This window comes from Streptomyces sp. NPDC102279, assembly GCF_044766365.1.
Taxonomy (GTDB): domain Bacteria; phylum Actinomycetota; class Actinomycetes; order Streptomycetales; family Streptomycetaceae; genus Streptomyces.
The window spans coordinates 141,728-154,587 of the sequence record NZ_JBIWLU010000007.1 but is presented as its reverse complement, the minus strand read 5'-3'; the positions used below and the strand labels follow the sequence as shown (position 1 = coordinate 154,587).

Sequence of the window (12,860 nt, the reverse complement as noted above, 5' to 3'; positions counted from 1 at the left end):
CGATGACCAGCCGTTCCTGCCCCTGCGGGCTCGCCGAGCCGTACGCGCGCTGCTGCGGGCGCTTCCACCGCGGTGAGTCCGCGGCGCGGAGTGCCGAGGCCCTCATGCGGTCGCGGTACTGCGCCTTCGTCCAGGAGGACGAGGCCTATCTGCTGCGGACCTGGCATCCGCGGACGCGTCCGGCCCGGGTGGAGTTCGACCCCGGGATGCGGTGGACGGGCCTGGAGATCCTCGGCGCGGAGCAGGGCTCGGCGTTCCACACGACCGGGACCGTGACCTTCCGCGCCTCCTACCGGGGCGGTTCGCTGCACGAGCGCAGCCGGTTCGAGCGGGCCGACGGCGCCTGGGTGTACGTGGACGGGGAGTTCCTCGACTGACCGTCGGGGCCGGCCTGTCAGGGCGCCAGGATGTCCAGTTCCTGGAGTGCGCCGACCGTGATCTCCCGCGTGAGCTGCTCGGCGAGCGTGGCGTCGCCCTCGCGGACGGCCTCGGCGACCTTGACGTGCAGGGTGACGGCGGCGGGGTCGGGGTCCGCGAACATGACCTCGTGGTGGGTCCGGCCGGACAGGACCTCCGCGACGACGTCCCCGAGGCGGGCGAACATCTCGTTGCCGGACGCGTTGAGGATCACGCGGTGGAAGGCGACGTCGTGGAGGAGGTAGCCCTCCAGTTGGTGGCCGCGTGAGGTGGCGACCATGCCCAGCGCGCATTCGGTGAGCTCCGCGCACTGTGCGGCGGTGGCGTAACGGGCGGCGAGTCCGGCGGCGACCGGTTCGACGGCGGAGCGCAGCACCGTGAGGGAACGGAGCTGGTGGGGGCGGTCGGCGCCGGCCAGTCGCCAGCGGATGACCTGGGGGTCGAAGACGTTCCACTCGGACTTGGGGCGGACCGTCACGCCGACGCGGCGGCGGGACTCGACCAGGTACATGGACTCGAGGACCCGGACCGCCTCGCGCATCACGGAGCGGGACACCTCGAAGCGCTGGGCGAGTTCGTCGGTGCGTAGGACGCTTCCCGGCGGGTAGTCGCCCGCCGTGATGGCCGGCCCGAGGGATTCCAGTACATGTCCGTGCAGCCCCCGGCCCCGTGTGGTCATGAAGTCAGCGTACGAGGCGGACGCCACAATCAAAAAGTCAGACTTATACGTCACAGACTCTTGAATTTGTCGTACCTAATGCGTTTCAGTGGCGTCGACATCAGATGTCGACGAAGACAGCGAGAGCCCGATGCAGCACAGTCCCACCCCTCATGTCCTTGTGGTCATGGGCGTCGCCGGTACCGGCAAGACCACCATCGGTCCGCTGCTCGCGGCCCGGCTCGGTGTTCCGTACGCCGAGGGCGACGACTTCCACCCGCAGGCCAACATCGCCAAGATGTCGGCCGGGACGCCGCTGACCGACGACGACCGGGCGCCCTGGCTGGACGCCATCGGCCGGTGGGCGCACGACCGGGCCGGCCTCGGCGGCGTGGTCAGCTGCTCGGCGCTCAAGCGCGGCTACCGGGACCGGCTGCGTGCCGCCGCCCCCGGGGTCGCCTTCGTGCATCTCACCGGTGACCGCGAGCTCATCGAGGACCGGATGTCGCACCGCAAGGGCCACTTCATGCCCACCGCGCTCCTGGACTCCCAGTTCGCCACGCTCCAGCCGCTGGCGGCGGACGAGGCGGGAGTCGAGGTGGACGTCTCCGGCGACCCCACCGAGATCACCGAGCGGACCGTGGCCGCGCTCGCGCACCTCGCACCGCCGCAGTAACCACACCCCTTCACGTCGGGCGCCTCCTCTTCGCCGCATCACCTCGCGCGCGAAGCGTCGGCGACGGACTCAGCGCTGCCTCCTCCCGGGAGCGGCACCTCGCACCACCTTCCCCCGCGACCTTCCACAAGCAAGGGAATCACCGTGACCAGACTCAGTGTCGAGATGCTGGCAGCGGACACCGTCGAACCGATCACCTCGGCGGGCCACGCTCAACTGGGCATAGCCGTGCTGGCGGGCATCGCCGTCATCGTCCTGCTCATCACCAAGTTCAAATTGCACGCCTTCCTGGCCCTGACCATCGGCTCGCTGGCCCTCGGCGCGTTCGCCGGAGCCCCGCTCGACAAGGTCATCGTCAGCTTCTCGGGCGGACTCGGGTCGACCGTGGCCGGCGTGGGCGTGCTGATCGCCCTCGGCGCGATACTCGGCCGGCTGCTCGCCGACTCGGGCGGCGCCGACCAGATCGTCGACACCATCCTGGCGAAGGCGGGCGGCCGCGCCATGCCGTGGGCGATGGTGCTGATCGCCTCCGTGATCGGCCTGCCGCTGTTCTTCGAGGTCGGCATCGTGCTGCTGATCCCGGTGGTCCTGATGGTCGCGCGGCGCGGCAACTACTCGTTGATGCGCATCGGCATCCCGGCCCTCGCGGGCCTGTCGGTGATGCACGGTCTGATCCCGCCGCACCCCGGTCCGCTGGTCGCGATCGACGCGGTCAAGGCGAACCTCGGCATCACCCTCGCGCTCGGTGTCCTGGTCGCCATCCCGACGGTGATCATCGCCGGCCCGGTGTTCTCGCGTTACGCCGCCCGCTGGGTGGACGTCCAGGCGCCCGACCGCATGATCCCGCAGCGCGCCTCCGAGGACCTGGAAAAGCGCCCCAGCTTCGGCGCCACGCTCGCCACCATGCTCCTGCCCGTCGTGCTGATGCTGGCCAAGGCGCTCGTGGACATCGTCGTCGACGACCCGGCGAACATGACGCAGCGCGTCTTCGACATCGTCGGAGCACCGCTCATCGCGCTGCTCGCCGCCGTGATCGTGGGCATGTTCACCCTCGGCCGCGCGGCCGGCTTCACCCGGGACCGCATCTCGACGACCGTCGAGAAGTCCCTCGCCCCCATCGCCGGTGTCCTGCTGATCGTGGGCGCGGGCGGCGGCTTCAAGCAGACCCTGATCGACTCCGGCGTGGGCCAGATGATCCTGGACATCTCCAAGGACTGGTCGATCCCCGCGCTGCTGCTCGCCTGGCTGATCGCCGTGATCATCCGGCTGGCGACGGGCTCGGCGACGGTCGCGACCATCTCGGCGGCCGGTCTGGTGGCACCCCTGGCGGCCGACATGTCGACCACGCACACCGCCCTGCTGGTCCTCGCGATCGGCTCGGGCTCGCTCTTCTTCAGCCACGTCAACGACGCGGGCTTCTGGCTGGTGAAGGAGTACTTCGGCCTGGACGTCGGCCAGACCATCAAGACCTGGTCCGTCATGGAGACGATCATCTCGGTGGTGGCGGGCAGCCTGGTGCTGCTGCTGTCCCTCGTCGTCTAGCCCGGCGCAGGGGGCGGGTCCGGACTTCCGGCCCCGCCCCCTGCCCGGCGGGCCCTCCTCAGCCGCGGCGGCGTCCTGCCGTGCGGCTCACGGCCGCCGGGCGGGTCCCGTACGGATCACGGACGCCACAGGGGGTGTTCCCGTTCGGCCCACTCGCGGCTCACCGAGCCCGTGCGCAGACCCCGTCGGGCCTCCGGGTCGCCCAGCGCCATGCCGATGTGACCCGCGAGGACGATGCCGATCGTCAGGGCCAGCCAGTCGTGCACGAAGGTCGCCGAGGTGCGCCACATCAGCGGGGTGAGGTGGGTGAACCACATCAGCAGCCCGGTACCCACCATGACGAGCGTGGCGCCGGCGATCCAGGCGGCGTAGACCTTCTGCCCCGCGTTGAACTTGGCCGCCGGGCGGGAGTCCCGGTGCTTGTCGCGGCGCAGCGCGGCCCGCAGCCACATGCGGTCGTGCGGGCCGAAGCGGTTGAGATGACCGAGGTCGCGGCGGAACGCGCGGGAGGCGAGGCCCGCGACGACCGGGACCGGGAGCATCAGGCCGGCCCATTCGTGGACGCGGACGACGAGTTCGCGGCGGCCGACGAGTTCGGCGAGCTGGGGAACGTAGAGGCAGGCCGCGGTGACCACGCACACGCCCATGAGCAGGGCCGTGACACGGTGCACCCAGTGTTCGGCCCGGGTGAAGCGGTGGACCTGGCGGGACGGGGCGGGGGCGGCGGACACGTCCGGGGCGCCGTCAGCTCGTGGGTTCATCGTCGCGTCCGTTCGAACGGCCGACCCAGGCGTCGACGTCGTACCCCCGGTCCTCCCAGTACCCGGGACGGACGTCCTCGGTGACGGTGATGCCGGAGAGCCACTTGGCGGATTTGTAGAAGTACATCGGCGCGACGTAGAGGCGGGCGGGGCCGCCGTGGTTGTGGCCGAGGGGCTTGTCCTGCATGCGCGTGGCCACCAGGACGTCCGGGCGGCGCGCCTGGCGGAGCGTCAGGGACTCGGAGTAGGCGCCGTCGAAGCAGGTGAAGCGGACCGCCCCGGCCGACGCGCGGACGCCCGCGGCGTCGAGCAGGTCGGACAGGCGGACACCCTCGAAGGGAGTACCGGGAACCCGCCAGCCCGTGACGCACTGGACGTCGTGGACCAGCCGGGTCTGCGGCAGGGCGCGCAGGTCGGCCAACGTGTAGGAGGCGGGGTGGTCGACCAGGCCGTCGACGGTGAGCCGGTAGTTCGTCTCGTTCTTGTGCGGGACGGAGGAGGTCACCGAGTAGTAGCGGAAGCCACCGCCGTTGGGCAGCAGTCCCGTCAGGCCCGTGGGGTCCTTCTCGGACGCGCCGGCCAGGAAGGACTCCATGGTGCGCTGGAGGGTCGGCGCGGTCAGCACGCCGAGAGCGCCGAGTCCGAGGGTGCCGAGCAGCACGCGTCGGCCGATGGGCTTGCCGCGCTCCTCGGGACGGGCGGGCTCGTCGGGCCGCTCGGGGTCCGGTTCGCCGGGCCGTTCAGTGTTCACTCATTGATTCGAGCACCCGCGACCCCCAAAAGGCCAGCGGTGGCGGGTGCTCGTCAGCGTTCCGTCATCTCTTCTCACGTCCTGTTCGAAGCACGGGGCTCCGAACAGGACGTGCGGGCCGCCTCAGGAGGTGGATTCGGCCGCCTTGTCCAACTGGAACGCCTCGTTGCCGAGGCCGATCCGGCCGTGCGTCTCGGGCTTGCGGGAACGCAGCACGAGCCCTTGGACCAGTCCGACGATCGCGGCCGCCCCGATGACGGCGGGCAGCAGCCAGCTGAGGGTGGAGCCCGGACCGGTGCCGACCAGGACGTCGAAGTCCTTGACGGTGTAGACCACGATGACGAGCAGGGCGACGCCGGCGACGGCGGAGGTGACCAGGCGCCAGGCCTGGGCGCGGGCGGCGCCGCGGCGGACGAAGAACACGATGACCGACAGCGAGGCGGCCGCCATCAGGAGGATGACGCCGAGCGCCCCGACGTTGCCGCCCCAGGTGAAGAGGTGCAGCACGGGTGCGGTCGGGTCGCCGGTCGGCTTGTCGTCGGCCAGCGCGAAGCCGCCGACCACGACCAGGGAGACGACGGTGTGCAGGAGCGAGCCGGTGCCGGGGGCGCCGCTGGACTCCGTGGTCCGGCCGAAGGCGGCGGGCAGCAGTCCCTCGCGGCCCATGGCGAAGGCGTACCGCGAGACGACGTTGTGGAAGCTGAGCAGCGCCGCGAACATGCCGGTCACGAAGAGCACGTGCAGGACGTCGGTGAAGGTGGTGCCGAGCCGGGACTCGGTGAGGAAGAACAGCAGTCCGGCGCTCTGCTTCTGGGACGTCCCGACGATCGCGGAGGGTCCGGTGGCCACCGTCAGCGCCCAGGAGCTGATCGCGAAGAAGACGGCGACGAAGCCGATCGCGAGGAACATGACGCGCGGGACCAGGATGTGCGGGCGGCTGGTCTCCTCCGCGTAGACCGGCGCCTGTTCGAAGCCGGTGAAGGCCGCGATGCAGAAGCACAGCGCGGTGCCGACGCCGGCTCCGGTGAGGGTGTCCGGGTTGAACGCGTGCAGCGACAGTCCCTGCTTGGCGGGGTCCGCGACGGCCGCGATGTCGAAGACGACGACGAGGGCGACCTCGATGACCAGCAGTACGCCGAGCACCCAGGCGTTGACGTCGATCTTCAGCCAGGCCAGTGCGCCGACGACGAGGACGGCGGCCAGCGCGGGGATCCACCAGACCAGCTCGGTGTCGAGGTAGGTGGCGAACAGGCCGGAGACCTCGAAGCCGAAGAGTCCGTAGATGCCGACCTGGAGCGCGCTGTAGGCGACCAGGGCGACCGCCGCCGCGGCAGCGCCGGGGGTGCCGCCGAGTCCGCGGGAGATGTACGCGTAGAAGGCGCCCGCGTTGTGGACGTGCCGGCTCATCTCGGCGTACCCGATGCTGAAGAGCACCAGGACGACACCGAGGATGACGAAGAGCAGCGGCTGTCCGACGATGCCCATCACCGCGAATGTGGTGGGCATGACACCCGCGACGACCATGAGGGGGGCGGTCGCCGCGAGGACCGACAGCAGCAGGCCCCCCGTGCCGAGGCGGCCGGCGCGCAGGGCGCGGTCCTGTCCCTTGAACGTGCTGATGCCGGCCTCGTCGGCGGCCGGTCTTCCCGTGCTCGACGTACTCGATGTGCTCGAACTGCCCGTCGTCATCGCGGGGTCGTCCTTTCGGATGTCAGGTCGTCGGGGGGCGTTCACACCGTGCCGAGCGCGCTGTCGCGTGCGGTACGGAAGGCTGTGTACGGATCACGGTCCGGGTAGGACCAGGGAGCCGGGGTGGCGTGCTCGCCGATGCGGTGGAAAAGGGCGGCGGCCTCCGCGCCCCGGCCCTCGCAGGTCTTGGCGTGGGCCAGGAAGTTGAGGTCGACGAGGCGCCGCGGGTGGTCGTCGCGCTCCCACTCCAGCCACCAGTCGAAGGCGGCCTTCATCACCTGCCGGGCCCGGCGTCCGACCCAGTGCCCGGAGGCCACCGGATCGGCGGGTTCGCTCCCGGCGGCGGCGAGCACCCGGAAGCGCTCGGCGTGCGCGACGACGGGGAGGATCGCGAGCGGCGAGTCGGCGGGGGCCTGCTCGGCGGCCCAGTTGGCGAAGTCGTAGACCTCGTGCAGCGGGTCCTGGCCGGCGGTCGCGCGGCGTTCGGCGAGGCGCGCGACCATCAGGTGGTGCGCGTGGTGGTGGTCGGCGTGCCGGTGGCGCACCTCGTCGAAGAGCCGGACCACGTCCTCCTCGGCGCCGAGCGAGCGCTCCAGGAGGAGCAGGCCGAGCCAGGGCGTGGGGTCGGCGGGGGCGAGCGCCGCCGCGGCCCGGCAGGCGTCGCGGGCGCGTTCGGGGCGCTCCTTGCCGTTCAGGGCGCGCTCGACGGTGGCGCAGCCGAGCAGGACGGCCGCGTCGGGGGACTCCGGTTCGGCGAGCTGCCAGTCACGGGCCCAGGCGAGGGTGGCGGACTCCTGCGCGAGCACGGTGAGGCGGTGTCCGCGGCGGTCCCAGTCCTCGCCGGTCCCGGCGAGCAGGGCCCGGACGGCGGTCCACCGACCCTGGCTCAACGAGGCGCGGGCGGCGACGAGTTCGGCGTCGTCGAGGGCGGCGTCGAACGACTGGGCCGCACGCTTGCGGCCGCGGCCCAGGGGTGGCGGGGGTGGTGACACCGCTGCTCAACCTCACAGGCGCGGTTCGTCAGAGAGTGATCACGGACAGCAAACCCTCAGCCAGAGTTCAAGTCAAGAGCCGGCCAATTCGCTACACGTGTCAACTGACGTGGCGTGCGGCGGAGTTGACCCCCACCGCCCCCATCGTCCCGAAGCGTCCTCAGGAGGTCGGACGTCCCTCGATGTCCGACCTCCGTACGGGTGTCACACTCGGCCCACCGCTCTGCCTTCCGTACTCGGCCCACCGCGCGGGCTTCTGTACTTGCCCACCGCGCGGGCTCCCGCTCAGCCGACCGCCCCGGCCGCCGCGCGGCCCGCCGTCCGGCCGGAGAAGAGGCACCCACCGAGGAACGTGCCTTCCAGGGACCGGTATCCGTGCACACCGCCGCCGCCGAACCCGGCGGCCTCACCGGCCGCGTACACGCCCTGCAACGCGTCGCCGCCCTCGGTCAGCACGCGCGAGGAGAGGTCGGTCTCCAGGCCGCCGAGGGTCTTGCGGGTCAGGATGTTGAGGCGGACGGCGATCAGGGGGCCCGCCTTGGGGTCGAGGATGCGGTGCGGACTCGCGGTGCGGATCAGCTTGTCCCCCAGGTACTTGCGGGCCCCGCGGATGGACATGACCTGGAGGTCCTTGGTGAACGGGTTGGCGATCTCCCGGTCGCGCGCCACGATCTCGCGGCGCAGCTCTGCCTCGTCGATGAGCGGCTCCTTGGTGAGGGCGTTCATCCCGCGCACCAGGGCGGCGAGGTCCTTCTCCACGACGAAGTCGGCGCCGTGGTCCATGAACGCCTTCACCGGGGCGGGCACGTCGGCGCGGGCGCGCCCGATGACGTCGCGGATCGACTTGCCGGTCAGGTCGGGGTTCTGCTCCGAGCCGGAGAGCGCGAACTCCTTGCCGATGATCTTCTGGTCGAGCACGAACCAGGTGTAGTCGTGGCCGGTGCGCATGATGTGTTCGAGGGTGCCGAGCGTGTCGAAGCCGGGGAAGAGCGGGACCGGCAGCCTCTTGCCGCGCGCGTCCAGCCAGAGGGAGGACGGTCCCGGCAGGATGCGGATGCCGTGCTTGTCCCAGATGGGGTTCCAGTTCTGGATGCCCTCGGTGTAGTGCCACATCCGGTCGCGGTTGATGAGGCGCGCGCCCGCCTCCTCGGCGATCCCGAGCATCGCGCCGTCGACGTGCGCGGGCACGCCGGAGATCATCCGCTCGGGCGGGGTGCCGAGGCGCTCGGGCCAGTTGGCGCGGACGAGGTCGTGGTTGCCGCCGATGCCGCCGGAGGTGACGATCACGGCCTGGGCGCGGAGTTCGAAGGCGCCGGTGACGTCGCGGCCGCTGGCCTTGCCGCGCTCGACGCCGGACGGCTCCAGGACCTCGCCGGTGACGGTGTCGACGGAGCCCGCGCTACGGGACAGACCGGTGACCCGGTGGCGGAACCGCAGCTCGACGAGGCCGCGGGCGACGCCCTCGCGCACCCGGCGTTCGAAGGGCGCGACGAGGCCGGGTCCGGTCCCCCAGGTGATGTGGAAGCGCGGCACGGAGTTGCCGTGCCCGGTGGCGTCGTAGCCCCCGCGTTCGGCCCAGCCGACCACCGGGAAGAAGCGCACGCCCTGACCGTGCAGCCAGGACCTCTTCTCGCCGGCCGCGAAGTCGACGTACGCCTCGGCCCAGCGGCGCGGCCAGTGGTCCTCCGGACGGTCGAAGCCGGCCGTGCCCATCCAGTCCTGGAGGGCGAGGGCGTGGCTGTCCTTGATCCGCAGGCGGCGCTGCTCGGGCGAGTCGACGAAGAAGAGCCCGCCGAACGACCAGTGCGCCTGTCCGCCGATCGACTGCTCGGGCTCCTGGTCGAGGAGGATCACCTTGCGGCCCGCGTCGACGAGCTCGGCGGTCGCCGCGAGCCCCGCAAGGCCCGCTCCGATGACGATCACATCTGCGTCGTAGGCCATGGGCCCGTCCTCTCGGCATTCCGACTGGTCGGATCGGATCGGCGCCCGGGGACGACTTGATGACGTTTGTCACGAACCGATCGGCAGCGTCGCTGGTTGATGAGACATTGGAAGTGTGGTGGTCGGCCACGACGGGCGACCAGCCGTTGTTACTGATCGGTCAGATCCTTCGGCAAGAAAGGTGACCGAGTCAACCGCCTGGTTCTCGGGACTCCCGGGGCGGGCCCCGGCCCATGGCACTAAAGTCGGCGGGAAACGCACCGTGGCCCCCCGACCCCGATGTATCGAGGTACCCAGCGTGTCGGTTCTCGTTCTGGTCCTCGCAGTGAGCGCGGCCTGCTGCCTGGGCTTCGGGTTCGTGCTCCAGCAGAACGCCGCCTCGCACGCCCCCTTGAGTGACTTCCTCTCCCCCCGCATCCTGCTGGACCTCGTCCGGGTCCCGCGCTGGCTGGGCGGCATCGGGCTCATGGTGTGCGGCATGGTGCTCGGCGCGATCGCGCTCGGCAAGGGCGAGGTCTCCCTGGTGGAGCCGCTCCTCGCCACGAATCTCCTCTTCGCGCTGGCGCTCTCCCGCCACCAGACCAAACAGCCGCTGGGCCGGCAGGGCTGGGCCGGGCTCCTCCTGCTCGCGGGCGGTGTCTCGGCGTTCATCGTCGCCGGGCAGCCGCAGGGCGGCGAGGCCATCGACGACCCGCTGCGGCACTGGCTGATCATCGGGATCGTGGTCGGACTCGCCCTGCTGCTGACCACCTACGCGAAACGCTCCCGGCTGAGCGCGGGACCCGTGCTGCTCGCCACCGCCGCCGGCCTGCTGTACGGCCTGCAGGACGCGCTCACCCGGGTGAGCGGCCAGCGGTTCGGCGACGGCGGCTGGTCCGAGCTGCTCACCGGCTGGCAGCCGTACACGGTGCTCGTCCTCGGCGTGACCGGGCTCATCCTGGTCCAGAGCGCCTTCGAGACCGCTCCGCTGCGGATGTCGCTGCCCGCGCTCACCGCCGCCCAGCCGCTGGCCGGCATCGTCTGCGGGGTGGGTTTCCTCGGCGACCAGCTCCGCACCGACGCGGGCGCCCTCGCCTGGCAGGCCGCGGGGCTGGCGGGGGTCGTGGTGGGGATCATCCTGCTCGGGATGCACCCGGCGATGCCCTCGGGCACGGCCGAGCCGGAGCACTCTCGGGACCTCCAGCCGCACTGACGCGCCCCGCCGTGGACACGCGTGCCTCTGCCCCACCGCGGCGACGTCCGGCGGCGCGGTGGGGCTGCTTGGATGGGGCCCATGAGTGCCGCTGACGAGATCCTCGACATCGTGGACGAGAACGACCAGGTCATCGGGCAGTCCCGGCGGGGGGAGGCGTACGAGCGCGGGCTGCGTCACCGGTGCGTGTTCATCCAGGCGCGGGATGCCCGGGGCCGGGTCTTCGTCCACCGGCGTACCCCGACCAAGCTGGTGTTCCCCTCCTTCTACGACATGTTCGTCGGCGGGGTCGTCGGCGCGGGCGAGTCCTACGACGACGCGGCGCTGCGCGAGGCCGAGGAGGAACTCGGCGTCTCCGGGCTCCCCCGGCCGACCCCCCTCTTCCGGTTCCTGTACGACGACGGGGCCGGCCGGACGTGGTGGTCCGCCGTCTACGAGGTCCTCTGCGACCTGCCGGTGGACCCGCAGGTGGAGGAGGTCGCCTGGCACGACTTCCTCACCGACGAGGAGGTGGAGGCCAGGCTGGAGGACTGGACCTGGGTTCCCGACGGCCTCGCGGCCCACGAGCGGCTCAGGGACTACCGGGCGATGGACTGACCGTCCGGCCGTCCCGGGCCCACCGCGGGGTGCCGGCCGGCGAGCACGGCGGCCAGGGCGCGCTCCTGGTCCGCGGTGATGCCCCGGGCGAGCGGGACGGTGCGCGGGCTGCGCGGCCCGTCGCACAGCGGGAGCGGGCTCGGCTCCGCGGTGGTGCCGCTGAGCGGGCTCCTGCCCTGCACCGTCCAGGTGGGGCCGTCCCAGTAGGGGTGGTCCAGGAATCGCCCGGCGGCGGCCCGTGCCTCGTCGGCGGCCATGCCTGCCGACGTCAGCGCGTCGGTGATCCGCCGCACCGCCGCCTCGGGCGGCGCTCCCGCGTCACCGAACGCCGGGAGCAACAGCAGCAGCCGCGTGTCCGGGTCGAGCACGCCCTCGGCGCCCGGCGGGGCGGAGCCGGCGACGGCCGACAGTTCGGTCCAGGACAGCCCGGGTCCGCTGAAGTGCCCTTCGATCGAGGCCAGGTGGCCGGGGCGGGACCACGCGGGATGGGTGATGAGGTAGTCCGTGCTGGAGTCGTCCGGGTGGTTGCTGTGGACGATCCACAGGACGTGGCCGCCTTCCAGGGGAAGCCGGTACGCGGGCCACGGGTCCGCCGGCCCGTACAGCGCGTCCGCGGCGGCGTCGACGTCCGCGCCGTCCGCCCCGAACAGCTCCGGCTCGTCCGCGAAGGCGTCCCAGGTGGGCCCGTAGTAGGCGGGCCAGAAGCCGGGAAGGCGCAGCAGGTGCTCGGCCGGGGCGACGGTGAAGCCGGGCGGGGCGAAGCCGGGCGGCGACAGGGGATCGTCCATGGCCCCGGACGGTAGCGGGCGGCACCGACACCGGCGCGTCGCGGACTCCCGGTAGGGTCCTGGGCGTGATCGAACTCGTGCGTAATGTCCGGCTGTGGTTCGCGCCCCAGCAGATCCGGGAGGAGGGCGGGACACCGGACTACCGGTTCTCCCTGGCCAACGAGCGGACCTTTCTGGCCTGGCTGCGCACCGCCCTCGCATTGATCGGCGGAGGCTTCGCGGTGGACCAGTTCCTGCCGGATCTGCGCTGGGCCTGGCGTGCGGGCCTCGCTCTCGCACTGCTGGCGGCGGGGGTGCTCTGCTCCCTGCGGGCCGTCAACCACTGGGTGCGCTGCGAGCGGGCGATGCGGCGCGGCGAGGATCTGCCGGTGTCGGGGTTCCCGGCGGTGCTCAGCATCGCCGTGGCGGTCGTCGCGGTCGCGATGATCGTCGTGGTCCTCGCCGGCTGGGCCGGATGACCCCGCCGGCGCGCGAGGAGCGGGACCCCGGTCTCCAGCCCGAACGCACCCGGCTCGCCTGGCGGCGTACGACCCTGTCCAGCACCGTGGTCGCCGTGCTCGCCGCGAAGGCGGCGCTTCAGGACAGGGACTCGACGGCCGGGATCGCGGCGTGCGCGGTCGCCTGCGTCCTGTGGCTGTGCTTCCTCGCTCTCGCCCACCGCCGCATCCGGACGTTGGCCCTCGCGGGCCCGGCCGGCCCCGCCCTTCTCTCCCCCCGGCACGCGGTGGCCACCGCGGCGTGCACGCTCGTCCTCGCGGTGTGCGCGGTCGCCTTGGTGTTCTAGCGCCGGCGTCCGGATCGGGCGCCGACCGTAGGCGGTCTCCGGCCCCGCGGGCGTACGCGACGCGGCTCGGGT

General features: G+C 72.0%; 14 protein-coding genes. 7 read left to right on the top strand and 7 right to left on the bottom strand.

Translation table 11 applies throughout. The features are described 5' to 3' along the window. Nucleotides 1–2 precede the first annotated feature (2 nt). Nucleotides 3–377, top strand: a complete 375-nt coding sequence (locus tag ACIRQH_RS19155; protein ID WP_358819593.1) for a YchJ family metal-binding protein — start codon at nucleotides 3–5, stop codon at nucleotides 375–377. Between the two features lie 17 nt (nucleotides 378–394). Here ACIRQH_RS19155 and ACIRQH_RS19150 read toward each other — a convergent pair whose 3' ends face one another. Then, a complete protein-coding gene (locus tag ACIRQH_RS19150; protein WP_358819592.1) occupies nucleotides 395–1,096 on the bottom strand; it encodes a FadR/GntR family transcriptional regulator in 702 nt (233 codons plus the stop codon). Between the two features lie 130 nt (nucleotides 1,097–1,226). Between ACIRQH_RS19150 and ACIRQH_RS19145 the strand changes: the two genes are divergently transcribed. Together ACIRQH_RS19145 and ACIRQH_RS19140 are read left to right on the top strand one after the other, a co-directional pair. Then, nucleotides 1,227–1,751: a gluconokinase gene (locus tag ACIRQH_RS19145; RefSeq protein ID WP_388868858.1), complete on the top strand. Its 525-nt coding sequence runs from the start codon at nucleotides 1,227–1,229 to the stop codon at nucleotides 1,749–1,751. A 144-nt stretch (nucleotides 1,752–1,895) separates the two neighbouring features. Beyond that, the gene (locus tag ACIRQH_RS19140; RefSeq protein ID WP_388868861.1) at nucleotides 1,896–3,293 is read left to right on the top strand and encodes a GntP family permease; all 1,398 of its coding nucleotides are present in this window, start codon (nucleotides 1,896–1,898) and stop codon (nucleotides 3,291–3,293) included. 116 nt (nucleotides 3,294–3,409) lie between these two features. On the opposite strand, the gene ACIRQH_RS19135 is transcribed toward ACIRQH_RS19140, so the two are convergent. The 5 genes from ACIRQH_RS19135 to ACIRQH_RS19115 all read right to left on the bottom strand — a co-directional run bounded on the left by ACIRQH_RS19135 (nucleotide 3,410) and on the right by ACIRQH_RS19115 (nucleotide 9,427). After that, nucleotides 3,410–4,054: a cytochrome b/b6 domain-containing protein gene (locus ACIRQH_RS19135; protein WP_388868864.1), complete on the bottom strand. Its 645-nt coding sequence runs from the start codon at nucleotides 4,052–4,054 to the stop codon at nucleotides 3,410–3,412. Further along, nucleotides 4,038–4,805, bottom strand: coding sequence for a molybdopterin-dependent oxidoreductase (locus ACIRQH_RS19130; protein WP_358819588.1), 768 nt, complete (start codon nucleotides 4,803–4,805; stop codon nucleotides 4,038–4,040). The genes ACIRQH_RS19135 and ACIRQH_RS19130 overlap by 17 nt, the downstream gene beginning before the upstream one ends. Before the next feature lie 123 nt (nucleotides 4,806–4,928). Then, nucleotides 4,929–6,494, bottom strand: a complete 1,566-nt coding sequence (locus ACIRQH_RS19125) for an APC family permease (RefSeq protein ID WP_388868867.1) — start codon at nucleotides 6,492–6,494, stop codon at nucleotides 4,929–4,931. 41 nt (nucleotides 6,495–6,535) lie between these two features. Beyond that, the gene (locus tag ACIRQH_RS19120) at nucleotides 6,536–7,486 is read right to left on the bottom strand and encodes a hypothetical protein (RefSeq protein ID WP_358819586.1); all 951 of its coding nucleotides are present in this window, start codon (nucleotides 7,484–7,486) and stop codon (nucleotides 6,536–6,538) included. 285 nt (nucleotides 7,487–7,771) lie between these two features. Next, nucleotides 7,772–9,427, bottom strand: coding sequence for an FAD-binding dehydrogenase (locus tag ACIRQH_RS19115; protein ID WP_388868870.1), 1,656 nt, complete (start codon nucleotides 9,425–9,427; stop codon nucleotides 7,772–7,774). A 298-nt stretch (nucleotides 9,428–9,725) separates the two neighbouring features. Here ACIRQH_RS19115 and ACIRQH_RS19110 point away from each other — a divergent pair, with 298 nt between their 5' ends. Continuing rightward, the gene (locus tag ACIRQH_RS19110; RefSeq protein ID WP_358819584.1) at nucleotides 9,726–10,619 is read left to right on the top strand and encodes a DMT family transporter; all 894 of its coding nucleotides are present in this window, start codon (nucleotides 9,726–9,728) and stop codon (nucleotides 10,617–10,619) included. Between the two features lie 81 nt (nucleotides 10,620–10,700). After that, entirely contained in the window at nucleotides 10,701–11,216 is a 516-nt protein-coding gene (locus ACIRQH_RS19105; RefSeq protein WP_358819583.1) for an NUDIX domain-containing protein, read from the top strand. Here ACIRQH_RS19105 and ACIRQH_RS19100 read toward each other — a convergent pair. Then, complete coding sequence (locus ACIRQH_RS19100) at nucleotides 11,198–12,004, bottom strand: hypothetical protein (protein WP_404226628.1); 807 nt, start codon at nucleotides 12,002–12,004, stop codon at nucleotides 11,198–11,200. The genes ACIRQH_RS19105 and ACIRQH_RS19100 overlap by 19 nt on opposite strands. 65 nt (nucleotides 12,005–12,069) lie before the next feature. On the opposite strand from ACIRQH_RS19100, the gene ACIRQH_RS19095 reads away from it, so the two are divergent. Further along, nucleotides 12,070–12,462, top strand: coding sequence for a DUF202 domain-containing protein (locus ACIRQH_RS19095; RefSeq protein ID WP_358819581.1), 393 nt, complete (start codon nucleotides 12,070–12,072; stop codon nucleotides 12,460–12,462). Continuing rightward, nucleotides 12,459–12,788, top strand: a complete 330-nt coding sequence (locus ACIRQH_RS19090; RefSeq protein ID WP_388868879.1) for a DUF202 domain-containing protein — start codon at nucleotides 12,459–12,461, stop codon at nucleotides 12,786–12,788. The genes ACIRQH_RS19095 and ACIRQH_RS19090 overlap by 4 nt, the downstream gene beginning before the upstream one ends. Nucleotides 12,789–12,860: the final 72 nt, after the last annotated feature.